Here is a 23452-nt window from a genome sequence, read left to right as displayed (position 1 = left end):
CTCCTCCTCTCTACTTCACCTTCCCACGAAAGCGGACAAACCCATAAGAATTAGCTGGTGTACCGCTACCAGTAGCAGGAGGTAGACTAGGTAAAACAGTGTCGCGGGTAATATTGACGACTATAGCCCCATTGGTATTACTACCAAAACAAAAACTTGGTGTAGCTGGGTCATTGGCTGGGTAGAAAGTAGCGCGATCGCTATCTGCTACATTACTAAAATAAACTGTAGGTGTAGTAGAACCGACAGCCATAGCAATACCTTGATCAGCCCCAGATGTACCTCCATCATTAGGGGTTAAACCATTAAAAGCAGTGGCAATAAAAGTTACATTACTTGGGACTAAATCACAGAATTGCACTTTGCTTGCATTGCCATCTCCATTAGATAAGAAATAAATAGTGTATTCAATATCATCCCCTGGTTTAACGTTGCCAGCATTAATTGAACCACGCAAGTAATTACTAGGCCATTTAGTATCATTATCATCACCATCCCTTGGTGCTGCTACATAATTACTAGCAGTAGGTGGCACATTACTAACACCATCTACAATACTAGTTAAGTCTTGGGTATTAATGCGGGTGATACGTTTAACTAAAAGTAATCTGGGGATACTGAGAATATTGAGAATATTGTTAATAGCACTGCTGGGGAAGAACGTCCACTGATCTAAACCTTTGGTATCTCCAAATGAGCCTGTACAGACAGTGTTGGCATTACCTGCGTTACCCGACTGCCCAAACTTACGATCTGATGAACTGGTATCAAAACCTGTAATTTGATTACTAAATGTAATAGTTGGTGGGTTAATGCCACAAAGGGGCGCATTATTATCAATATCAGCTTGCGTTGCTCCTGTATTGACAATTGTTCCACCTTTAGTTTTATAAACGCGATCGTCATAAAAACCCGTTCTTACACCAAAACCTGGTAAGTCCGTAGGATATCCACTAGGAGGGTTCAGCAGGGTGATGGTTGGACCACCAGAGAAGTTATTTTCTGCATCTAATACAGGAAAATGATATTCTCCCGCCCTAGCTCTGATTCTGAATTGGTAATTTGTGCCTACGGGGAAGAAATTACCACTATTATCTTTACCGTCCCAAGCAACAGTTTGTGTACCAGTTGAGTCGATAAAACCCCTTAAAACTCGGTTTTTGGGATTGGTAGGGTCAAAATCTGTACTACCGCTACCTCTAATCACAATTTCGTAGGTTCCTGTAGCATTGCTACTAAAAGTAAAATTACCACCAGTATTCACCTTACTGTTGTTACCGGAAAGATTACCAGTAAAATTAGGATTACTTACACCTGGAGCGATGGGATTAGTTGTGATACCTGTACCTTGGAAAGACCCATTGCGGTCATAACGATTAATAAAACCTAAAGCGTTGGGAGCAGGCTGATTGAAAAAAGTTGGAAATTGGGGACGCGCTAATTGTGTCCCGCCTTGTGGGTTAGAAACTTGTGCATCAGTACCCACAATATTGTGATACAAAGTGCTTGTACCATCACTATCAAAAAAACCCACTTGGTTTCCATAAACTACAAATCCGTTGGGATCTAATCCGCGAACGTCCGTTTTGTATCTGTAGCCATCAATTGTAACAGGATAGATGGTGAAATAAAGTGGTCTATTGTTAGCTCCTGTAAATAATGCTAAATAGTAAGAGAATAAACGTCCAGTTAAGTCTATTGTGGGACTAGTGCTACTACGAACAGTAACATCCCAAGCGGCAACATTAGTTTTTTGAGTAGCGTCAAAATTGTTACTATTACTTAAGCTAATTTGACCTGAGACAGATCCATCACCACTAGCAGTAAATCCATCTGGGCCAAAGATGACGACATCATAAATTCCTGTAGTTGGTGCTTGATAGTAACAAGGTGTATATCCATTAGTATTACCCGTAGTATTACCATTGCCATCAATATATTTAGGCCCTGCTAGTTCCTCGGCTCTACTATTAATTATCCCTCGTCCAGGTTGGGAAGTACATTTAAAACTGGGTGTACTCGGAATGGTTTCACTACCTACCGAACCTCCTACTAAGCCGGGATTATAAACATAGATATCACCTGTAGTATTTGCCAAAGTAGCACTATTTACATTTACAGCACTGGAACCTAGTAAGATATACTCTCCGGCGTTGGCATAAACTTTTAACAGGGTACGTCGTTTAATTAAGTTTGCAAAATTTTCGTTTCGCCATTCCAAGTTAGCTCTAGAACCAGTAGCTCCACTAGGGTACAGATTCCTACTACCTTCAGCTTGAGCCGACTGTATCCAATAGCCCCAGGTACATAATAATAACGCTAGGCTACCAAGCCATTTTCGCTGTCGGTTGGGAGATTTAACTCTCGCACAACGTCTCTGTAATACCATTTCTTTTAAAAGATACTTAAAAAATAGGCTCATAACTGATTCACTACATCCTCCTGCAAGCAAATTGACTTAATGTATAAATGCGTCATGGTGCATCTCTCCCCACCGTTACATTTTGGAGTTTATTGGCTGAGGTTGTTGATGCTTGTTGCTGGCGGGGGACAGGCTTTTGTCGTCCAAAGCCCTCAAATAATTCATCCAGCTTGACACTTAAACCCAAATACAGGCCACCAGCCGATCGCGTCCCAGAAAAATCTCTGTCATCGACTCTGCCAAACGCATAACCAGCAGCTAAACGCAGGTTAGGACTCAAATAGTAACCAGCCTCCACGACAAAACCCGTTTCTGTATAACTAGACTGACTAATTACTCGTGCCTCACCAACCAAGTCCCAACTATAACCCAGGCGATAAGTAGCACGTAATTGTCCTAAATTCACCTTACTCGTACCTGCTAAATCGCTTGCTAAATAAGAAGTGCTATTACGCAAGGCATACTTACCGTAAAATTCCCATTGCCAATTAGGCGCATAAATAGCTTCTAAAGCAAAAGTATGGTCTTGGGAACCCGTACCACTACCTAATAAAATAGTGTCGGGAATAGTGGCGGGATTTTCCCGGTATTCATAGCGCAACAAGGCGTTAAATTTATCGTTGTTGGGGTCACGGTAAGCCAAACCCACCTTCAAATTGACCGTATCACCCAACCCAATTAGCTTTTGATTGGCAGAATTGGCTTGTTGAAAGCGTACCAAAGCTGTAAGTGCTGGGGAAATTTTTCCCACAGCTGCGGCGGAAATGGCAGTGTTGGAAGCACCAGCAGAGGTGCGATGTTCATAACGAGCGCTGGCTTGAAATTCTGGGTTATCAGAGTATTCCAGACCGACACTGTAACTATCGCCGCCATTAAATCCAATTGCCGACGCACTCTGACCAGCAGCAAAGGGTTGGGCAAATTGTTGACCTGCGGCTGTGCGGTTGAAGAAGCTGCCGAAAATGTGTTCATAAGCTAGATTCAGCCGCAAACCAGGAACTATCATCCAACGATTGTTTAAACCTATAGCTCCTTGAGTCGTCAATTCATTAGCACCATTAAGAATGGAATAACGAGCTGTGAGGGTGGTATCAGAACCAAGTTTGTGTTCACCGTTAATATTCAAGCTGGTGATAGAGTTACCCGCATTCTGACCACCACTGTAATACTGTTGAGCCAGACTGATATTTACACCAGGAACAACCGCCCAATTTAGCCCCAAGACAGTGCGGTCTGGATACACAGTGTCTTTTTGGGAAGATAAGGTGAGTTCGTTTTGGGCTTGGAAACTCAGGTTGTTGGTGAGGGGATATGTGAAACGACTACGTAATTGACTAGATGTGCTATTTAAAGCATTATTGGGAATCCGGTCTTGGCGATCGCGCTGAATCCAATCTACATCTATAGTGGCTTTAGCTAACCGTTGTTGAATCCCCGCCGAAATCGTTGTCAGGGAATTATCAACTTTACTACCAGGGATGGCTTCAGAACGGGGAGAAAATAACTCTTCAAATGTATCTAGAGGTTGGGGTGCAATGCCAAAGTTGTCTTCATGGTCGTATTGCAAGCGCAGATTGGTAGTTTGCGATACCTTCCCGATTAATTGCGCCCCATAACGAGTCTGACCGGGTGTAAAACTGATGGTGGCGTTATTGGCAAAGCCTGTATCTGCATAGCGATAATAAGCACGACCTTGCAAACCTGCGAAAATCGTTCCTTGGGCTTCAAATCGGTATGCTTGACCACTTACCAGCCCCATCACGTCAGAATTATTCGTCGAATGGGCATATTCGGCAATTAATTCGCCTTGGGAACCAAAAGAAAACCTCGCATCTGCGCCATATAGTTCAAAATCCCGCACGCCCTGATTTTCTCTGAGGTAAGTTGCACCTAGCCAACTCTCTTGGTTGGCTGTGCGGGAGAAGTTGTATTGCAAACGACCTGCATAGATGTTGCTCTCTGAGTTCTTGCTGTCATATTGATAAGTAGCAACGATACGACGAACTAGGACTTGTCCGTTTCCATCTACATCGGTACGCAAAATTGGCTCACGGAATAAGATGGTACCGCGATCGTAATCGATTTCGTAGTCTGCTCCGCGACTGAGTGATTTCCGTTCGAGAACTGTACCAGGGCGATTCAATTCTTCCAACTCAATGAAGATGTTTTCACTACCTGCAACTACCAACCGCCGGGAGAGGAAATAATACCCACTCGTACCATCAGGCGCGATGGTATCACGTTGAAAGGCTTCTACATTATTACCGTAAAACCCTGTAAATTGCAGATTCCCGAAGTTGTAGTTAGCTTTAAAGCCGTGGAGTTGACGAGTAACGGCGGTAAATTGTTGAGAAGTCCGGGCAAATTCTTCGGTATTGTAGTCGCCCCACATAGCAAAATCAGGCGCAGCACCAGCAATACCAGTGGAACGCTCAAAACGCAGATATACGCTGTCTATTGAAGGTGTAACAACATCTACTGTGGAACTATCGCCGTAAACCGGATAGTTTCGTTCGCTAAATTGATACGACCTAAAAAGACGGTTATCACAGTTACAATCTTCGTTCAGAGGACGAGAACTATTATATGCACCTGTAAACAACCACTCACCGATCGCACCCGTGGCAAAGATAGCTGATTTAAAATCTACCTGGGTACTATTGTCCCGGTTCGGTGGGAGGAAATTACTTAACTTATCGTAATAGTTTGTACCTCTAGCCCCTAAACGTAAATCGATTACCCCAGTCACCAAACTAGGACGAAGGGCTGTTTCAAATTGTATTTGAGTAAAGGCTTCTAAATTATTAGTGAACGCGCGGATAGTGACATTTTGTGCTTGCAGAGGCGATCGCAATTTTGCCGTAAATTCACCTTTTTTCGCCTCTACTTGAAACCCTGGTTCTTCCGGTTTAAAGTCCTGTCCTAGCAATTCTCCCGCCGTGGGCATAATTGTGACAACACCATCTTGATAAGAAGGATTGCCATTTTCATCCAACAGTTGACCGCGAATTGTCGCCGTGGAACGCCCATCAGCCGGAACACGAGATTCAACGGTTTCTATGGTTAATTTCTTAGCCTTCCCCCGCACTAGGATTCTCACGGTTACAGGCGCTTCCGTTCCCCCCACGATTTGGGCAGATAGGATATTCTCACCTTCTTTGAGAGATACACCATACCATGTCTGCGTTACTAAATTAGTATCAGCATCATTTTCAGTACGTCCAATTAAAGCAGCATCTACCAATACCCCATTTACTCGTAATTCTACTTGACTACCAGCCGGAAATTGTACCGATACTCTAGTCGCTGGCACATCTAAACGACTGTCAAGAGTGGGAGTTAAGATTTTTACTCCCGTGGCATTAGTAGAAGTTTGTTCTTTTCCTCCTTCTGTTTGAGCAACTAATTTGCGTAAGCCTCTTGGTAAGGGCGTATCCGTTGCTGGTTGGAATGGTTGGATAGCAGTTGTGGATAGTTGTAAATTTTTTACTTCGTTGCTTTGAACTCCATTTTCTACTGGGTGTAGAGACGTTGTATGCAACGTCTCTACATCTGTAGGGGAGCCAGTGCGTTGCGGCGGGGGTTCCTCCCGTTGTAGCAACTGGCGTGAGAGGGTTGGAGAGGGGGCTGGTATTTCTTGCTGGGTTAACTGAGATGTTTGACCTAACCCCCTAACCCCCTTCCCTAGTAGGGAAGGGGAAATATGTAGAGATGTTGCATCTAACTTCTTTACATCTGTAGAGGAGGGGTTTTCCTGAACCTCAGCATGAACTATTACCGGATATAAAACGAAGCTCAAAGCCCCAGCCATTGCTCCCATCAACTGCAAATTCAAAATACTTACAGGTTTCATGGCTTCACTACCTCCTCTGTGATGGGAGTCACGGCAAAGTTCATCCTGACTAAGCCGCCAGGTTCTAAGCGCACTAGGCGAGATTGACTATTGCGTTCCTTAAATTTCTTGTTAGGAGCTAGTTTGTATCCAGTGACGCTACTAAGGTCTAATACTCCGGTGTGGCTTCCAGGTAAGACGTTGGCTAAGGAAAATAAACCCTTGGGATCTGTGGTGATGCGGTTCCCATCTTCGAGGAAAATCACAGCGTTGGGAATCCCCCTTTCCCCTAGTTGCTGTTCACCATCAAAGTTTTTATCTTCAAATACCCGACCGATAATTGTGCCACAATCTGCAACTATACCTGGGCGAATCTTCAGTAAATGCGTTGCTGGGCCGTCTTTAGTCCTAAATCCATTGTCAGCGCGTTGAGCATTGACGATCGCACTATTGCGACCTGTACCACGTACAGCATCAGGAGTCAATTGAGCCGCATAAGCTATGTTAATTACTTGACCTACGGGAAGACTGATATTAGTACGCAGAGTAATGGTGTTCCCATTACTAACAGGAGTAAAAGTAATTGGCTGCCCATTCAATTCACCCCGCACAGATTTAGGAATAAAATTAAAACCGAAGGGTAAATTATCAGTAACTACTAAATTATTTAAAGCTACGTCCGATAAATTTTTAGCTGAAAGACGATATATAACGGTATCTCCAGGTTCAGCCGCAGCGCGATCGCCTGTTTTGGTCAGTTGCACCTGACTCGGCTGACACATATTTGTAGTAAATTCAAATGCTAGTAAATCAAGTCCCACTAATTCAGCATTAGGAACCAAAACTACCCTATCCTCTATAGTTGTTTCCCCTGTAGTTCTAATTGGTTGACCATCAAGGGAAGTGGCAACATATCTGACAACATTGTTGTTATTAATGTTGCTATTATCAAGAATTTGAATCTTAATCCGCCGTTGCTGATATACGGAATCAGAGGGGGGATTGACTACAAAAATGTAATTTTTCCCTGGATTGGTTTGACCTCGATTCGGATCAAGAAGAAAATTATATACACCCGGTGGGTTGTTAGTAATAAAATATGGGTTACTATTTTGTGTATTTGGCGCTAAACCACCAGGAATATTGTTATTAGGAATATCAGGTACTTCTGTGCGCGTTAGCGAAACTAATTTTCCTAATTCTGTTCCCGTGGGGTCGTTTGCATTAGGTTCATATACAGCTACAGAAAAACCTGTATAGTCTGGTAAAACTGTACCTCCACAGCCTAAAATCCTTCCTAATGGGTCAACCAATGGGCTAGGATTGACATTTATTTGCTCGGTAGTTCTTTCATATGTAATTTTTTTGCCATCATCTTCATAAGAATATGTATAAGTAGCTTGGTTTGTAATACCGATAATCCCAGCATTTTGTGCGATTGCTGGTATAGTGATGGTAGTATGCAAAAAACCACCTACAATAACTGGTGTGGTTAGCCTTTTAAACCAGTTACTCCTGAAATTAATTTGCTTGTTCCTAAGAGGACGGATCACTGAATTTTTCTCCTAAGAAACGCCCTGATTTTTGTTAAAAAAAACATTTTTAAATTACAAAATTTCCATCAGCCAAGTAAAAATCAAAACCCTATCTGTAGGGATGATTTATTACGTCTTAAAAAATCTAGATACACTAAGTAGCTCAGTGTTAAAAATTATCGCTATGGCAAGGCAGGAGGCAGGAGGCAGGAGGCAGAGAGCAGTGCGGTCTTGGGCTTTGCCCAAGTGGAGCAACTGCGGAGAAGGGAAGAGGGTTATAGCTTTGTTTACCTTTCTTAACTTAGTTTTGTTTTTTCCCACCGACTTACTTATCTATAAATTTGAATTTTTACAGTATTGAAAAAAATCTCTCCTTGTAAGAAAGGATTTGATTTCTCTCCCCCTCCTCCGGTAGTGAAGGGGGTTGAAGGGTGAGGTTTACCCTGAGTTTTTTTAAATGATGTAAAAAATCAAGTTTATCGATAACAAATTAGGCATTTATTAGCCAACCGATGTTATCAAAATCGATAATTCAAAACGGCTGACTAATAAATACATATTTCCCAAAAAGGTGACAAAAATATTCAGTTAGCGTACCTGAGTTTCATAAGTTGCTTTGACTGTAGTTTTCGCCGTTACCAAGGGGAGTTGTAACCGGATATGAGTGTAAGCAGTTGCGGGGGCTGGTTGAGTTTCAACTTTCCCACCAGGAAGGGTGACTTTAATTGTGGGATTTTCCACAAAAGTGCGTCCGCCATCAATGCTGTAGGTAATTTTGGCATTTTGATTACTGAGGTTGGCAGACTTCAGCACATATACCATGCCTTTGGGGATGGGTTGATAGAGAGTGAGGTTTTTGATGGGGCGATCGCTTGTATTTTCCCCAGTTAAGGTATAGCGTAATATATCCCCTGATTTAACCTGTGCTTGCCCTTTCAAAGCTTGCCAAGTTACCTGTTGTTTACCTTGCTGATCCTTCGTTAAAACTTGCTTTTCACCTTCCAAACGCAACTGTAAAGCGGTCTGCTTTTGGGGACTTTGAGCAACTGCACTATTAGATGACCACCAACTAACTACCCCTGGTAAACAAGTAGTAAACGAAACTGTTGTCAGCAGTAGACTGGAACCTAACCCAGCAATCAACAAATCTTTCATCTTCATATTAGTTAACCTTGCGTTGGAAGATAAATGTTCCTGTTTGACCAGGGGTAACTGGGTTAGTGACAGTATTTATATACTTAGTGACATCACTAGCCGCAGTAGTACCACTTTGTTCACCACCAAGAAGATTATTAGCAGAATCGCCACTAAAGAACGTGATTGTTCCTCCTGCACTTTGAGCCGAGCCAAGAACATGACTGGTCTCAATTACGCCATTTGTAGGTGCGTTATCTTTCGCCCAGTTGTTCGGTAATGTTGTGCCATCTTCAGTAATCACCACATTACCAGCACTCAAAGTCACGTTGCCCGTACCTGGGGCTGGAGGTGCTGCCTCAGAAATGTTCTTGTACTGAATCACGTACTCAATAATATTTCCAGGTGCAGGTTGCTTGGGTGTCGTACTCAAAGTACCATCTGCACCTTGAACTGCTGGGCCAGTTCCTTGTAAGATCCGTGACTGTTTTAACAATTGTAAGTAGCCAGTGTAGACGCGATCAATAGTAATATTTGTCGCTGCATCATCAGCCAAGCCATTACCATTGGTGTCAATAAATGCGGTAATTGGTACAGGGAAACCGCGTTGGATATTAGTATCTGTTGAAAGTGGAGTACCAGCAGGTAGGTCAACAGTCACAGTATAGTTTGCTGTGCTATTTGCTGCTACATTATCAATTCGCACTGGGTTAGTAGCACTAACTGGGTTGCCTCCGACGACACCAGTACCATTTGTAAATGTAAAGAGTCCGTTATTGTATGTATAAGTGGCAGTGGTCGCACCATTGTTAGCAGATATAGTTACAACTGTGCCGTTAGGCAAATTACCTGCATTAGTTGGTGGTGTAGGTAATAAAGAGATATTGTCTGTTTGAGTACCACCATTTCTAATGGTGTTAATGAAATTAACTACATTTGGATCAAATGTTGTACCTGGAGCAGTATTAGCGGGAACATTGGAAGATTTGTTCGTAAAGTCGTCATTATTGTTTGTCAGACCCACTGCATCTGGTTGTCCATTTGGGCCATTCAATACTGCGGCGATATTCAGAACAAAGACGTTAGCTTCACCACCAGGGTTTGCACCAGGGTTGTTAGTATCCCCACCATTATTACCATTAGTATCTGTTCCAGTGTTGTTTAGATCAGTTGGGTCAGTTTTCGGGTCAGTAATAAAACCATCAGGCACAATATCTGGTAACTTATCTGGCACACCATCCCCATTAGTGTCTGTGGTTGGTGGGGGTGTCATGTTATTTGGAGGCCCATCAAAGTTGCTGGGATTTGGATCACCCGACTCATCCAGTACAGGGGCATTTGTTTCTGGTGTTTTACCAAATACTTGCGCGATGTTGGCTATAGTTAGAGGTGCAGTCTGTCCTGTTCTAACTTTTAATTGAATAGAGAATTGAATTTGCTGTGCATCAGCAGCAGGAAGGTAAGTAGATGTATCACCATCTACAGTAGCTTTCATAAAACCGATGCGAGTGACTTGAGACAAAGTTGGTGCTGTGGTTGTCCAAGTAGCAGCATTAGCAGATGTGATGACTGGAGTAGTAGAATAAACTACAGTCCAACCAGTAGGAGCAGTTGGAGTTGTGGCTAGTTCTGTGCCAAAAGGAATAGCATCAGAAACTAAGATATTTTTACCAGAAAGACCAGGGACATCAGTACCTGCTAAAGCTGTGGGAGTAATGTTTTGCCCTGTGTTATCAGTAGACCTAACTTGTAAACTCAAGTTGTAATTGATGGTATCACCTACAATGTCGTTGAGCGGATTGACATTGTTATAACTACCACGAGTTTTGAGGATGGTAGCTAAAGAATAAAACTTCGGAGCAATAGTTATAGAAGCTGCTACACTACCTTCTACTACGCCGTTAGCGGGTACACCAGGAACTTCTCCAGGTGTACCATCTGGGTTGTCTACGGTGTAAACGTCTCTCGCATCATTAACCGAGCCAGCACGGGGAGAGTTAACTTTGGTTTCAGGTGGTGTAGTTTCTCCCAAAGTAACTTTAATTGTTTGCCCTGGTGTGACACCTGAATTTATCGTGACGACTACTCTTACTTCCACCTTCCCATTAACAGCTATAGAATCTGTGGTGAAGCCAGTACTGGGAACATCTGACCAATCTGTTCCGTTGTAGTATTGAACTTTACTTGTTTCGACTGGCCCTGTAATACCAGCTTGGGCAGGAATTTGGAATCTTGTCGGGTCATTACCTATGTTAGTGATGGTAAAGGGGAAATATACAAGATCCTTGGCTTGATAAGTACCACCGTTCTCATCTACAGGTGTACCAGCGACAACGGAGATACCTGCTACTTCTGCTACGGTGACGGTTACTTTGTTAGAAGTAGCATTGATTGGTATGTTTGGATTATTAGGATCTTCGTAAGTAGCAGTGGCTTGGTTGTCGATAGTTGTCCCTGCTGCTGTGGGTGCAGTTTGGGCTAAGGCTGGGATAGTAGATAGGAAAATACCGTTAGATAAAAATGCTGCTGTTAGTAAGGTACGGTAAAGTTTAGGCTTTTTAGCCTTGGTAATTTGATGACTAGATTTCATTTGGTGTAGTTGCTTTATAGATACAGCCTGATAAGTTGCGAGCAGAGTAAATGCAAACCTAAGTTTTTCCACTCTCTTGTTGCATCTAACGATGAAAATCCTGTAGCCAGGATTTTCATCGTTAGATTCCTTAGTAAAAAGGACTTAAAATTTGCGGTGTTACAAAGTTACCTTTTTGACAAAAACAACTAACGCCAAAGGACATTGTATTTTTGGGAACACCGATTTGATTTACAGGGATTGATAAAACCAGTTACAGGTCAAACATATGTATTTTCAAGGGTTTGATTAGTTATTTGTTATGGAGCTATCGCTCATACATAGCAAAGTTAATGCAAATAAATCAATAACAAAAGGGTCAAAATACTAGTATTGCAACTTAATGAAACAGTATTTTTCAGTATTTTTATTTAAGTAAATTACTGGTATTTTTTTATTTGTTGTAGTAAAAATATAATTATTATAGTTAATTTTACTAGGTTAATGTAAGCCAAAAAATGCAAAGCCTATTCTGTAGGAAAATTTAAACCCGATAATTTTAGTCGGGTATGTTTGACTAGTGTTTTTACCCGTGTTACTATCAACCTCAGTTGACGGACAAACAGGGAAGGCTAGTTTATGACTCAGGCAATATCCAAACTCACCCAAGCAAGCAATGCCACATTAAAATCATTGCAATGTAAAGAATGTGGCGCAGAATATGAACTTAAAGCCAGTCATGTGTGTGAGTTTTGCTTTGGGCCGTTAGAAGTTAAGTATGACTACGATGCTATACGTCAATCTGTTAGCCGTGAAAAAATTCAAGCTGGCCCCAACTCTATCTGGCGCTACCGTGCCTTCCTGCCCGTCGCAACTGACAATGTAATAGATGTGGGAACAGGTATGACTCCCCTGGTACGTTCCCATCGTCTTGCCCGTCGCCTGGGTCTAAACAAGCTTTACATTAAAAATGATGCAGTGAATATGCCCACCCTCAGCTTTAAGGATAGGGTGGTGTCCGTCGCCCTTTCTCGCGCTAGGGAGTTGGGATTCACTACAGTTTCTTGCGCTAGCACAGGAAATTTAGCCAATTCTACAGCTGCGATCGCCGCTCATGCTGGTTTAGATTGTTGCGTCTTCATCCCCTCTGACTTGGAAGCCGGGAAAGTATTAGGTAGCTTAATCTATAGTCCTACCCTGATGGCTGTGAAAGGCAACTACGACCAAGTAAACCGCCTCTGTTCAGAAGTAGCTAATACACATGGTTGGGGTTTTGTCAATATTAACTTGCGTCCCTACTACTCGGAAGGTTCTAAAACTTTGGGTTATGAAGTTGCCGAACAACTAGGTTGGGAACTACCAGATCATATAGTTGCACCTTTGGCTTCCGGTTCACTGTTCACCAAGATTTATAAAGGCTTCCAAGAGTTTGTCGAGGTTGGTTTAGTAGAAGGTAAGTCAGTTCGCTTCAGTGGCGCACAAGCTGAAGGCTGTTCTCCCATCGCCGAAGCATTTAGGGAAGACAGAGACTTTATTAAACCAGTTAAACCGAATACAATTGCTAAATCAATTGCGATCGGCAACCCAGCAGATGGTGTTTATGCTGTTGAAATTGCCAAGAAAACAGGCGGTAATATTGAATCAGTGACTGATGCAGAAATTATCGAAGGCATCAAGCTACTTGCAGAAACAGAGGGCATCTTCACGGAAACAGCTGGTGGTACAACCGTCGCTGTACTGAAAAAATTGGTAGAAGCTGGCAAGATAGATCCAGACGAAACCACCGTAGTTTACATCACTGGCAATGGTTTGAAGACCCAAGAAGCAGTACAAGGCTACGTTGGCGAACCTTTGACAATTGATGCCAAACTCGATAGTTTCGAGCGTGCATTAGAACGTTCTCGTACCCTTGATCGCCTAGAATGGCAACAAGTCCTAGTTTAGTCAATAGTCAGTTGTCATTAGTCATTAGTAATAAACAACTGACAACTGACAATCGACAACTAACAACTGACCACTGACAAATAATTAACTAACTATGGCCGTAAAAGTTTTAGTTCCAACCGCCCTGCAAAATTTCACAAACAATCAAGCTGCTTTAGAATCAAGTGGTGGCAATATTGCAGAACTCCTAGATTCTTTAGAGAAAACATTTCCCGGTATTAAATCGCGGTTGTGCGATGAGAAAGGACAGCCGCGACGCTTTTTGAATTTGTACGTCAATAGCGAAGATATCCGCTTTCTCGATGGGACAGCTACATCCTTGAAAGATGGTGATGAAGTAAGTATTGTTCCTGCTGTTGCTGGTGGTTGATACCGCAAAATTTAGGTTCTTCACCCGTTTAAATTTATAAATCAACGTGGCTACTGTACTTTTTCCCCTAATTATAGGGGAAAAAGTTATAATAGTATCAGTTAAAGTTAAGTAAGCTGTTGTTGCCAATAAGTATTGTTTTCGATAGTAAGGATAATTCTTTGATAAGATTCATCCTCTAACTCAATAATTAAGTAATTAGTATCTCGATTTACATACCAAAATTCTTTCCCCCTATCAGTATAATAGGTTCCAGCTTTGATGATCCCAGGAATGAAGCTACCAGGTGCGCGTAGTTCTTTCCAGCTACTTTGAGGTTTACCTACCGTTGCTTGTTTGATATGCGCTAAAGGTATTAACCAAAGTTTTTGGAAACGCACAGCTAGTAATTGTTCTTTCCATGTAAATTCTATTTGTAATTGGTTATTAATTATATTCAACTGCATTATTATTCTGTTGCTATATTTTATTTCTACTGTTTCCTAAAAATATAAATAGTTAATATTTATCCTAATCCACTCTCTCTGTGTTCTTTGTGCCTCTGTGGTTAAATAAATAATTCTTAACCGCAGAGTTACAGAGGGCGACAGGGTATATTCTCGAAATCAAGGTAAATTAATCTAAAAATGATAAGTACTAATTTAGAACAGTTTGCCAGTGATAATTACTCTGGTATTTGTCCAGAAGCAATGGACTATATGATTAAAGCTAATCAAGGTAGTGCGCCAGCTTATGGAAATGATGAATGGACGCAAAAAGCAGCAGATTATTTTCGAGAGTTATTTGAAATTGATTGTGAAGTATTTTTCACCTTCAACGGTACAGCCGCTAATTCATTATCACTAGCTGCACTTTGTCAGTCATATCACAGTGTGATTTGTCACGAAACAGCACATATAGAAACTGATGAATGTGGCGCACCAGAATTTGCATCTAATGGTTCTAAGCTATTACTAGCAAAGGGAGAAAACGGTAAGTTAACACCTGAAGCTATAGAATTTGTGATTACTAGAAGGGCTGATATTCATTACCCCAAACCAAAGGTTATTAGTATTACCCAAGCAACTGAATTAGGAACTTTATATTCTATAGAAGAACTTTTAGGTATTAAAGAAGTTGCCCATAAGTATAAATTAAAAGTTCACATGGACGGCGCACGTTTTGCCAATGCAGTTGCAGCTATGAATAAAAGTCCGGCGGAGATTAGCTGGAAAAGTGGTGTTGATGTGTTGTGTTTTTGTGGTACTAAAAATGGGATGGCATTAGGGGAAGCAATTATTTTCTTTAAGAAAGCTTTAGCAGAAGATTTTGATTATCGTTGTAAGCAAGCTGGACAATTAGCATCGAAAATGCGGTTTATTTCTGCGCCGTGGTTGGGTTTGTTAGAAACTGGTGCATGGTTAAAAAATGCCCATCATGCTAATCAATGTGCTGCCTATTTGGAAAATGAATTATTAAATATAGATGGCGCAGAAATCATGTTTCCTCGTGAGGCTAATGGCGTTTTTGTGAAATTACCAGGGCCAGTGATTCAATATTTAAAGGATAAAAATTGGCAGTTTTATACTTTCATTGGAGTTGGTGGTATACGTTTTATGTGTTCTTGGAACACTACCAAAGAGAGAATTGATCAATTAATTGCGGATATTAAAACAGGTTTTTCTAGATGCTAGAGGCAGAGTTTTCTCATATAGGTGGAGGTGGTGTGTAGCGATGTCTACAACGGGTTAGGCCTACGCCACTCAAACTATCATACAATTCTGAGCGCTAGGGGCTTTCCAATCTGTTCCCTGTTGCCTTCCGGGTTCGCCACTTTGCCATCGTGACGGGAACAGCCTTGTCTACGACAGGCTTACGCCAACGCATAGCTTCTCGCAGAGAATACGGCAAGTGGACTCACCTGTTCCCTATTCCCTGTTATAGAGTTATGCTAATTTTTATTAAGATTTAAGCATTAGGCGAGAACACAATGAGTTTGGAATTGTCTGCCCCGGTTAAATATTGGTTAAATTTCTTTCACCCCTTGATTATGTGGGTGTTATTAGCACTTTCACTCTACGCGGCTTATTTAGGGCTACAGGTACAGCGTACCAGAAATGCGCAAGGAGAAGAAAAGAAAGAATTGATTAAAGGTAGATACAATGTCAGACACTACCAAATAGGCTCAATACTTTTAGCTTTGATGGTAACAGGTGCAATTGGTGGGATGGCTGTCACCTATATTAATAACGGCAAGTTATTTGTGGGGCCGCATCTTTTAGCTGGACTAGGTATGACAGGTTTAATTGCATTTTCTGCTGCTTTATCTCCTTATATGCAGAAAGGGGCAAATTGGGCGAGGGTAAGCCATATTTTAATCAATTTCGTGATTTTAGGACTCTTTACTTGGCAGGCTATCACTGGCGTGCAAATTGTTCAAAGAATCCTTACTCAAGCTTAGTCATTAGTCATTAGTCATTAGTCCATAGTCATTAGTTTTGGACTGTTGACTGTTGACTATTGACTAATACCGAAAGTTTGGTGGAAGTCTTGTTGGACTTTGCGGGTAAGACGGCGGGATACTTGGCGGACGATTTGGTTAAGTAGGCGATCGCCTGTAGACTGAATTAAAGATTTAGGTAAACGCTGGATAAATCGGGGGAAGTGGAGACAGACTGTTAAATCTAGTTCCCATTCAACTTTTGTGACGATGGTTTCGGCGAAATTTTCTTTTAACTGAAGGGCTGCGTGATAGTCTACATCATACCCTGGTGCTTGATAGTCGGGAATGGGTATGGTGCGGATACGATAGACTCCCTCGTCTGGGGGTAAAAGTTCTAAACCAATCTTGGGTTCTACTTCATAACCAAAAGCGCCAAATCGACCAATGGTTAAAGCATAACCATTTTCGCCCAGGGGATGCACCTTCATCGGTTCAGCACAGCGTGTAAACCAGCTAGCATGACCATTCAGATACTCAGCAACAGTCGCGGCTGGGGCGTACATTTCCATAGAGTCGCTATAGCGACCGTAAAATTTTGTTAATGTACCAATTAATGGTGTGTCTGTGTCCTCATTTTCTTGGAAATTAGGAACGACAGGCACAGTTTTTTCTACTATATCCAGAGATTGATATTCGCCGTTTGTCGAAAGCATCAATGCGTTCCCCTCTAATTTGGCGTTTGTCTATTATTAAATAATTCCCAGACTGTGTGGGTGATTTAGCACTAATCTCTTATTTTGACCGAAATCTTATAAATCTGTCATAAACTTCATGGAATCACTACAATATACTGAGCAGCCATATATTAAATATTCAGGATAGCGTGAATCATGAAAGCATTTGTAGCAGGGGCAACAGGTGAAACAGGTCGCCGTATTGTGCAAGAGTTGATAGCGCGGAATATTCCTGTACGTGCTTTAGTGAGAGATGAGCAAAAAGCTAGAGCTATCTTACCTCCTGATGCAGAGTTGATTGTAGGTGACGTATTAGATCCCGCCAGCCTGACGGCTGCTTTGGGAGATAGCACAGTGGTACTATGTGCAACTGGTGCAAAACCGAGCTTTGACCCGACAGGGCCTTATAAAGTAGATTTTGAAGGCACTAAGAATTTAGTAGATGTAGCCAAAGCCAAGGGAATTGAAAATTTTGTTTTAGTCACTTCTTTGTGCGTCTCCCAATTTTTCCATCCATTGAACCTGTTCTGGCTAATCTTAGTGTGGAAAAAACAAGCGGAAGAATATCTACAAAAAAGTGGTCTTACTTATACGATAGTCCGTCCTGGTGGCTTGAAGAATGAGGATAACTCAGATGCGATCGTCATGCAAACTGCTGATACCTTATTTGACGGTAGCATTCCCCGGCAAAAAGTAGCTCAAGTGTGTGTGGAATCTTTGTTTGAGCCAAGCGCACGCAATAAAATAGTCGAGATTGTTGCTAAACCAGAAGCTAGTGCTAAAACTTTTGGTGAGTTATTTCAGCAGTGTTAGTTATTAGTCATTAGTCCATAGTCATTAGTCATTAGTTAAAAACAACTGATAACTGATAACTGTCAACTGACATTTACCGAAATTGACAAGTCTATTTTTGTTGTTAGATTAGAGAGCGAATTTGCAAGGAGTGAGAATCTGAAAGGTTTTGAACTCAAGGGCGTTGAAAAGCTGATTGGCCCTATAGCCGCACTTCTCGGCTTTGTGTACTTATTTCAATGGTATGTTTTTGAAGAATTGCGATCGCCCTCTGATCCCACTTTTGGCAATAATTTACCACCTTTGGTAATGAAAGGGGGTGATCCCTACATCCGTGCTTTGATGCGAACCATCTCAGCCAGTGAAGCTAACGGGAACCGTCCTTACTCACTTTTGTATGGTGGACAGCAGGTAAACAACCTAAGCAAGCATCCTGAGATATGTGTTACTATTCTTACAGGGCCAAACACAGGTAATTGCTCAACTGCGGCTGGAAGATATCAAATTATCAACACCACTTGGTATCAAATTGCTCCCCGCTACCATCCAAAACCATCGCCAATGATGTTTTGGTCTAGATATAGTTTTGAACCAGAATATCAAGATTTGGTTGTTTATCGTTGGTTAAATGATTCAAAAGTTTGGGGTGTGGATATTTCTCAACTATTGCACCAAGGCAAAATCAACGATGTTTTGCGGCGACTCTCACCCACTTGGACAAGTTTAGGCTATGGCATAGAAACAAATTCTATCAGTAGCGCTCTACCCAGAGTTTATCAGAAAATGTTACAAGAAGAATTAACAACGGCTAACAATCCCGCATCAAAAACTGTTACCCCAACCCCTACTACTAAGAGTCAAACTAAAGAGAAGCAATAGAGAAAAATTCTTGTAGTTTCTGGACAAATTCTAAGGTATTCTCAAAGTGGATATTATGAGCCGCATCAGTGATAATATTGAGCTTGGATAATTGAGATATCTTAGCCATTTCTCTATTGATTTCTATAAACTTCTCGTCATGCTCACCAACTAATAACAATAGAGGAACTTGATTATCTTGTAACTTTTTCCATAGAGAGGGTTGGCTTCCGGTTCCCATGAATTGTAATGATTTCACTAACTCAATAGGCTGATTTTGTAACCTACTTTTTAGCATTGATTCAAACTCTGGATGATATTTGATATTGCCAAAAATGGGTTGATGATACCAATTGATTAAAAACGATGCAAAATCAGATTTATTGACACTTCTTGCTAATTCTTTAGCTATTTGTGCATCACGTTTAACTCTTTCTAATCGTTCTACTTCTGTAGGTAAACCTGGGGATGCAGATTCTAACACTACTTGATAGAACAGTTCGGGGAAATGTAAAGTTAGATATAATGCTAATCTTCCGCCCATTGAATAACCGACTAAGAAGCATTTAGTAATTTTTAGTTCATCTAATAAATTAATTAAACCTTGAGCAGTTTTTTCCATCGAATAATATTCATCTCCGCCTAATACCTGAGTTTTCCCATGTCCAGGTAAGTCAAGTCTTAGATAGGAAAAATCATCACCTAGTAATTTTATTGCTTCATCAAATTCATCTATATTACCTATGAATCCGTGAAGTAGAAGAATAACGGATTTATTTGAGTTATTAATGAATGAATAATTGAATTGGTAGTTTTTGATAAGCATAATCTATATAACTTCTCCGTAAAACCATAATAGGAAATTGTATTATTCCTACGCAAGTTAAAAAGTTATATAGATTATGCGAAAAATTATTTTATTCATTGCTTCTAGTCTTGATGGATACATTGCCAGAGAATCAGGAGAGATAGATTGGCTATTTACTGACCAAGATTATGGTTACACCGAGTTTTATGACCAAGTTGACACTTTAATTTTGGGTAATAAGACATATCAACAAGTTTTAAGCTTTGAAGAATATCCTTACATGGACAAGGAAGTTTTTGTATTTTCTAAAACCGAATCAGGAGAAACAGCAAATAATGCAAAATTTGTTAATAGTAATTGGCTAAATTTTGTTAACATATTATGTCAGTCTCATGGAAATAATATTTGGTTAGTTGGTGGTGCGCAATTAATTCATTTTTTTCTACAACATCATTTGATAGATGAGTTGATTCTTTCAATACATCCAATTATTTTAGGTACTGGGATTCCCTTGATTGTTAATGACTCAAGTTTAGAAACGCAACTAGATTTGAAAAACATCAAAACTTTTGATACTGGGTTAGTCCAAATATTTTACAACTTTAGTTAATTAACACATTGCATTTTATTAAAATAATGTGGTGGGCATTGCCCACCCTACAAATTAATTGCAGTAAGAAGCAAGTGTAAAAAACTTTATCCATCTTCTTATTATTATTTAGCCTATTTAATCAAATTTAATTTAATAATTAAGGCAAAAATCGATCTAAAGCAGCTTTGAGTTGTTCAATTTCTACTTCTATGTTGCCTTCTTTGGAGGCTCTAGCAATACACTCGGTTAAATGTTCATCAAGAACAATTCTTGCTACTTTATCTAACGCGCCTCGAACAGCAGCAATTTGTAACAATACGTCTGGACAAGGGCTACCTTGTTGCACCATTGTTTTAATTCCGCGAATGTGTCCTTCTATGCGTGATAGGCGGTTGACAATTCGCCGTAAAGATTCTTCGCTGTGAACGTGGGGATGAACCGACTCGACCTGCCCGTGAGAGTGATTTGTATGGTCGTGTTCTGCATCATGATTATGGTGTTCTTCGGCTTTTTGAGATACAGGCAAGGATTCTTTAACTAATCGGTTTGATCCATTCATGGCTGAATATGGCACTGGTAATATTTCAGATCGTAGCCTAATTGGCCAGTTGACAGTTGTTAATCTCCCTTGTCTTGCTTGTCTTCCTCCTCTTCCTCCTCTTCCCCCACTTCCCCTACGGGAAGCTAAAGCTACATCTCCCCTCACTCCCTACTCTTTGGTGAAACCCGAACCTCTGGAGTGGGAATCTCTACAATAGCTATTAGGTGAAATGTTCAATTAACTTTATTTACATACAGGTTACTGCTTTAGGCTTCAACTAGAATGCTGAAGTCGGTATGTAGGGTTGATTATCCAAATAAGTTTGCCAAAATAACTTTAAATGGATTTTTCACTATTAGGCAACAATTAGGCTTCTAGATTAGGTTGTAAATATGAAATTTGCCAAAATACCACAGACTATACGCCAACTCGGTACTCATGTAATAGCTATATTTATAGGGGTTGTGTTAACTGTTAGCAGTCTGTGGGTGTTACCTTCACAAGCGGAACCTGCACCTACGTCTACTGCACCAGAATTAATTGCGCAAAAACAATCAGCAGCTGCGGCGGCTGTTGGTAATAGCAGCTTTGTGACAGCAGCTGTAAACCGTGTTGGTTCGGCTGTGGTGAGAATTGATACGGAACGTACTATTACACGGCGGGTTGACCCATTTATGGAAGACCCATTTTTCCGGCGTTTTTTTGGTGAGGGTTTTCAAGGCCAATTGCCATCAGAACAATTGCGTGGTCTAGGTTCTGGGTTTATCATCGATAAAAGTGGCTTAATTTTAACTAATGCCCATGTGGTCGATAAGGCCGATCGCGTGACTGTACGGCTCAAGGATGGGCGAAGTTTTGAGGGTACGGTGCAAGGGATTGATGAAGTTACAGATTTAGCGGTGGTGAAAATCAACGCTGGTAATAGTCTCCCTGTTGCACCGCTTGGTTCTTCTAATTCTGTGCAAGTGGGAGATTGGGCGATCGCAGTTGGTAATCCTTTGGGTTTCGATAATACTGTTACTTTGGGTATTGTCAGCACTCTCAAGCGTTCTAGCGCCCAAGTGGGGATTACTGATAAGCGTTTAGATTTTATTCAAACTGACGCAGCCATTAACCCTGGTAATTCTGGTGGCCCCCTGTTAAATGATAAGGGTGAAGTAATTGGGATTAACACCGCTATTCGTGCTGATGCAATGGGGATTGGGTTTGCGATTCCTATTGATAAAGCGAAAGCGATCGCGGTACAACTACAACGAGATGGTAAAGTCGCTCACCCCTATTTAGGTGTGCAGATGGCAACTTTAACACCAGAATTAGCTCAACAAAATAATAATGACCCCAACTCTGCTTTTGCCATTCCTGAAGTAAACGGTGTTTTGGTGATTCGAGTTGTTCCCAACTCTCCGGCTGCTAGTGCTGGTATTCGTCGAGGTGATGTAATTCTCCAAGTTGATGGTCAAGCCATCACTTCTGCTGAACAATTACAGAATGTGGTGGAAAATAGCCGCTTGGGTCAAGCTTTACAGGTGAGAGTACAACGGGGTAATCAGACACAGCAGTTATCAGTACGGACAGCTGAGTTGCAAAATGCAGCATAAAAAGTCATTAGTCCATAGTCCATAGGAAGGGCAAAGGGTTAAGACAACAAATTCTTACCTTTCCCCCTTCCCCTTTTCCCCTTCCCACTAATGTTATATAGACGATTTGGACGCACCCAATTACAGATACCGGTGTTCTCTTGCGGCGGCATGAGATACCAACATAAATGGCAAGATGTTAGTTACTCGGATATTCCGGCTGATAATCAGGCAAATCTAGAAGCTACTATTAATCGAGCTGTTGAACTTGGTATTAATCATATTGAAACTGCTCGTGGTTATGGTAGTTCGGAAATGCAGTTAGGGAAAATATTACCTAAGTTTCCCCGTGAAAAGTTGATTGTCCAAACAAAAGTTTCGCCAGTAGCGGATGCAAAAGAGTTCCGCAACACATTTGAGCAATCCCTGAGTTATCTTCAGTTAGATTATGTAGACCTACTGGGACTGCATGGTATTAATAATGCTGAGTTATTAGATTATAGTGTACGTCCAGGGGGTTGTTTGGATGTAGTACGGCAGTTGCAAGCCGAGGGTAAAGTCCGGTTTGTGGGCTTTTCTACTCACGGTGCTACGGATGTAATTGTAAAGGCAATTAATACCAATCAATTTGATTATGTCAACCTGCATTGGTACTACATTAATCAATGGAATTGGCCAGCTATTGAAGCGGCTACCCGTCATGATATGGGTGTATTTATTATTAGTCCTACGGATAAGGGAGGTAAGTTATATAGTCCACCTCAAAAATTAGTGGATTTATGCACACCTTTGAGTCCAATAGTGTTCAATGATTTGTTTTGCTTGAGTCATTCGCAAGTACACACCTTGAGTTTAGGTGCAGCTAAACCTCAAGATTTTGATGAACACTTGAAGACATTAGACTTAGTAGACCGAGCATCTGAAATATTACCACCTATTTTAGCGAGGTTGGAAGAAGCGGCGATCGCTACCTTGGGCGAAGATTGGGTAAAGACTTGGCAAACTAATTTACCTAAATTAGAAGATACCCCAGGTCAAGTAAATATCCGCGTGATTTTATGGTTGTTGAATCTAGCTACTGCTTACGATTTAGTAGATTACGCCAAAATGCGGTACAACTTGCTAGGTAACGCTAGTCATTGGTTCCCTGGTAACAAAGCCGACAAATTAGCAGAGGTGGATTTAAAACAATGTCTTTCCTCTAGTCCCCACGCTGATAAGATTCCTCAATTTCTAGCCAAAGCGCATCAACTTTTAGCGGGTGAGGAATTGCAGCGTTTGTCTCAAAGTTAAAGTTCGTAGTAAGGAATTTAATCCTAAGA

Annotated in this window: 19 protein-coding genes; 10 read left to right on the top strand and 9 right to left on the bottom strand. The window is 41.2% G+C overall.

Annotated elements, in window-relative coordinates; translation table 11 throughout:
- Positions 1-10: 10 nt before the first annotated feature.
- From NSMS1_RS24680 to NSMS1_RS24660, 5 genes are all read right to left on the bottom strand, one after another.
- Positions 11-2389, bottom strand: a complete 2379-nt coding sequence (locus tag NSMS1_RS24680; RefSeq protein WP_224087326.1) for a hypothetical protein — start codon at positions 2387-2389, stop codon at positions 11-13.
- Positions 2390-2474: 85 nt separating this feature from the next.
- Entirely contained in the window at positions 2475-6275 is a 3801-nt protein-coding gene (locus NSMS1_RS24675; protein ID WP_224087325.1) for a TonB-dependent receptor, read from the bottom strand.
- Entirely contained in the window at positions 6272-7807 is a 1536-nt protein-coding gene (locus NSMS1_RS24670; RefSeq protein WP_224087324.1) for a DUF11 domain-containing protein, read from the bottom strand. Before NSMS1_RS24670 ends, NSMS1_RS24675 begins: the two co-directional genes overlap by 4 nt.
- Positions 7808-8377: 570 nt before the next feature.
- Positions 8378-8944, bottom strand: a complete 567-nt coding sequence (locus NSMS1_RS24665; protein ID WP_224095345.1) for a hypothetical protein — start codon at positions 8942-8944, stop codon at positions 8378-8380.
- A 7-nt stretch (positions 8945-8951) separates the two neighbouring features.
- The gene (locus NSMS1_RS24660) at positions 8952-11513 is read right to left on the bottom strand and encodes a hypothetical protein (RefSeq protein ID WP_224087323.1); all 2562 of its coding nucleotides are present in this window, start codon (positions 11511-11513) and stop codon (positions 8952-8954) included.
- 618 nt (positions 11514-12131) lie between these two features.
- Between NSMS1_RS24660 and thrC the strand changes: the two genes are divergently transcribed.
- On the top strand, positions 12132-13436 hold the full coding sequence (gene thrC / locus NSMS1_RS24655; RefSeq protein WP_224087322.1) for a threonine synthase: 1305 nt from the start codon (positions 12132-12134) through the stop codon (positions 13434-13436).
- Positions 13437-13530: 94 nt separating this feature from the next.
- On the top strand, positions 13531-13806 hold the full coding sequence (locus NSMS1_RS24650) for a MoaD/ThiS family protein (RefSeq protein ID WP_224087321.1): 276 nt from the start codon (positions 13531-13533) through the stop codon (positions 13804-13806).
- A gap of 107 nt (positions 13807-13913) precedes the next feature.
- On the opposite strand, the gene NSMS1_RS24645 is transcribed toward NSMS1_RS24650, so the two are convergent.
- Complete coding sequence (locus tag NSMS1_RS24645) at positions 13914-14252, bottom strand: hypothetical protein (protein WP_224087320.1); 339 nt, start codon at positions 14250-14252, stop codon at positions 13914-13916.
- Positions 14253-14435: 183 nt separating this feature from the next.
- Between NSMS1_RS24645 and NSMS1_RS24640 the strand changes: the two genes are divergently transcribed.
- Together NSMS1_RS24640 and NSMS1_RS24635 are read left to right on the top strand one after the other, a co-directional pair.
- Positions 14436-15479 carry a low specificity L-threonine aldolase gene (locus NSMS1_RS24640; RefSeq protein WP_224095344.1) on the top strand — a complete coding sequence of 348 codons (1044 nt, stop codon included), beginning with the start codon at positions 14436-14438 and terminating at the stop codon, positions 15477-15479.
- A gap of 296 nt (positions 15480-15775) precedes the next feature.
- A complete protein-coding gene (locus NSMS1_RS24635; protein WP_224087319.1) occupies positions 15776-16246 on the top strand; it encodes a DUF4079 domain-containing protein in 471 nt (156 codons plus the stop codon).
- A 56-nt stretch (positions 16247-16302) separates the two neighbouring features.
- On the opposite strand, the gene NSMS1_RS24630 is transcribed toward NSMS1_RS24635, so the two are convergent.
- A complete protein-coding gene (locus tag NSMS1_RS24630; protein WP_224087318.1) occupies positions 16303-16941 on the bottom strand; it encodes a DUF1997 domain-containing protein in 639 nt (212 codons plus the stop codon).
- Between the two features lie 177 nt (positions 16942-17118).
- Between NSMS1_RS24630 and NSMS1_RS24625 the strand changes: the two genes are divergently transcribed.
- Positions 17119-17775 (top strand): SDR family oxidoreductase, encoded by a 657-nt coding sequence (locus tag NSMS1_RS24625; RefSeq protein WP_224087317.1) that lies wholly within the window; start codon positions 17119-17121, stop codon positions 17773-17775.
- Between the two features lie 174 nt (positions 17776-17949).
- Positions 17950-18633, top strand: a complete 684-nt coding sequence (locus NSMS1_RS24620; RefSeq protein WP_224095343.1) for a glycoside hydrolase family protein — start codon at positions 17950-17952, stop codon at positions 18631-18633.
- On the opposite strand, the gene menH is transcribed toward NSMS1_RS24620, so the two are convergent.
- Entirely contained in the window at positions 18617-19438 is an 822-nt protein-coding gene (menH, locus tag NSMS1_RS24615) for a 2-succinyl-6-hydroxy-2,4-cyclohexadiene-1-carboxylate synthase (RefSeq protein ID WP_224087316.1), read from the bottom strand. The genes NSMS1_RS24620 and menH overlap by 17 nt on opposite strands.
- A gap of 76 nt (positions 19439-19514) precedes the next feature.
- Here menH and NSMS1_RS24610 point away from each other — a divergent pair, with 76 nt between their 5' ends.
- The gene (locus NSMS1_RS24610; RefSeq protein WP_224087315.1) at positions 19515-20030 is read left to right on the top strand and encodes a dihydrofolate reductase family protein; all 516 of its coding nucleotides are present in this window, start codon (positions 19515-19517) and stop codon (positions 20028-20030) included.
- Positions 20031-20169: 139 nt separating this feature from the next.
- Here the strand turns inward: NSMS1_RS24610 and NSMS1_RS24605 are convergent, their stop codons facing one another.
- Positions 20170-20571, bottom strand: a complete 402-nt coding sequence (locus tag NSMS1_RS24605; protein WP_224087314.1) for a metal-sensing transcriptional repressor — start codon at positions 20569-20571, stop codon at positions 20170-20172.
- Between NSMS1_RS24605 and NSMS1_RS24600 the strand changes: the two genes are divergently transcribed.
- The 3 genes from NSMS1_RS24600 to NSMS1_RS24590 all read left to right on the top strand — a co-directional run bounded on the left by NSMS1_RS24600 (position 20570) and on the right by NSMS1_RS24590 (position 23423).
- Entirely contained in the window at positions 20570-20770 is a 201-nt protein-coding gene (locus NSMS1_RS24600) for a hypothetical protein (protein ID WP_224087313.1), read from the top strand. The two genes, NSMS1_RS24605 and NSMS1_RS24600, sit on opposite strands and share 2 nt — an antisense overlap.
- Before the next feature lie 175 nt (positions 20771-20945).
- Entirely contained in the window at positions 20946-22151 is a 1206-nt protein-coding gene (locus tag NSMS1_RS24595; RefSeq protein WP_224087312.1) for an HhoA/HhoB/HtrA family serine endopeptidase, read from the top strand.
- A gap of 90 nt (positions 22152-22241) precedes the next feature.
- A complete protein-coding gene (locus tag NSMS1_RS24590) occupies positions 22242-23423 on the top strand; it encodes an aldo/keto reductase (RefSeq protein WP_224087311.1) in 1182 nt (393 codons plus the stop codon).
- The last annotated feature ends 29 nt before the right edge of the window (positions 23424-23452 follow it).

It is taken from the genome of Nostoc sp. MS1 (assembly GCF_019976755.1).
In the GTDB taxonomy this organism is placed as follows: Bacteria; Cyanobacteriota; Cyanobacteriia; order Cyanobacteriales; family Nostocaceae; genus Trichormus.
This window is presented reverse-complemented; position numbering and strand designations above follow the sequence as displayed.

Bases quoted from the DNA above. Each gene is read 5' to 3' on its own strand.
- NSMS1_RS24680 (WP_224087326.1), bottom strand. From the start codon at position 2,389: ATGGTATTACAGAGACGTTGTGCGAGAGTTAAATCTCCCAACCGACAG.
- NSMS1_RS24675 (WP_224087325.1), bottom strand. From the start codon at position 6,275: ATGAAACCTGTAAGTATTTTGAATTTGCAGTTGATGGGAGCAATGGCT.
- NSMS1_RS24665 (WP_224095345.1), bottom strand. From the start codon at position 8,944: ATGAAAGATTTGTTGATTGCTGGGTTAGGTTCCAGTCTACTGCTGACA.
- NSMS1_RS24660 (WP_224087323.1), bottom strand. From the start codon at position 11,513: ATGAAATCTAGTCATCAAATTACCAAGGCTAAAAAGCCTAAACTTTAC.
- thrC (WP_224087322.1), top strand. From the start codon at position 12,132: ATGACTCAGGCAATATCCAAACTCACCCAAGCAAGCAATGCCACATTA.
- NSMS1_RS24650 (WP_224087321.1), top strand. From the start codon at position 13,531: ATGGCCGTAAAAGTTTTAGTTCCAACCGCCCTGCAAAATTTCACAAAC.
- NSMS1_RS24645 (WP_224087320.1), bottom strand. From the start codon at position 14,252: ATGCAGTTGAATATAATTAATAACCAATTACAAATAGAATTTACATGG.
- NSMS1_RS24635 (WP_224087319.1), top strand. From the start codon at position 15,776: ATGAGTTTGGAATTGTCTGCCCCGGTTAAATATTGGTTAAATTTCTTT.
- NSMS1_RS24630 (WP_224087318.1), bottom strand. From the start codon at position 16,941: ATGCTTTCGACAAACGGCGAATATCAATCTCTGGATATAGTAGAAAAA.
- NSMS1_RS24625 (WP_224087317.1), top strand. From the start codon at position 17,119: ATGAAAGCATTTGTAGCAGGGGCAACAGGTGAAACAGGTCGCCGTATT.
- menH (WP_224087316.1), bottom strand. From the start codon at position 19,438: ATGCTTATCAAAAACTACCAATTCAATTATTCATTCATTAATAACTCA.
- NSMS1_RS24610 (WP_224087315.1), top strand. From the start codon at position 19,515: ATGCGAAAAATTATTTTATTCATTGCTTCTAGTCTTGATGGATACATT.
- NSMS1_RS24600 (WP_224087313.1), top strand. From the start codon at position 20,570: ATGGCTGAATATGGCACTGGTAATATTTCAGATCGTAGCCTAATTGGC.
- NSMS1_RS24605 (WP_224087314.1), bottom strand. From the start codon at position 20,571: ATGAATGGATCAAACCGATTAGTTAAAGAATCCTTGCCTGTATCTCAA.
- NSMS1_RS24595 (WP_224087312.1), top strand. From the start codon at position 20,946: ATGAAATTTGCCAAAATACCACAGACTATACGCCAACTCGGTACTCAT.
- NSMS1_RS24590 (WP_224087311.1), top strand. From the start codon at position 22,242: ATGTTATATAGACGATTTGGACGCACCCAATTACAGATACCGGTGTTC.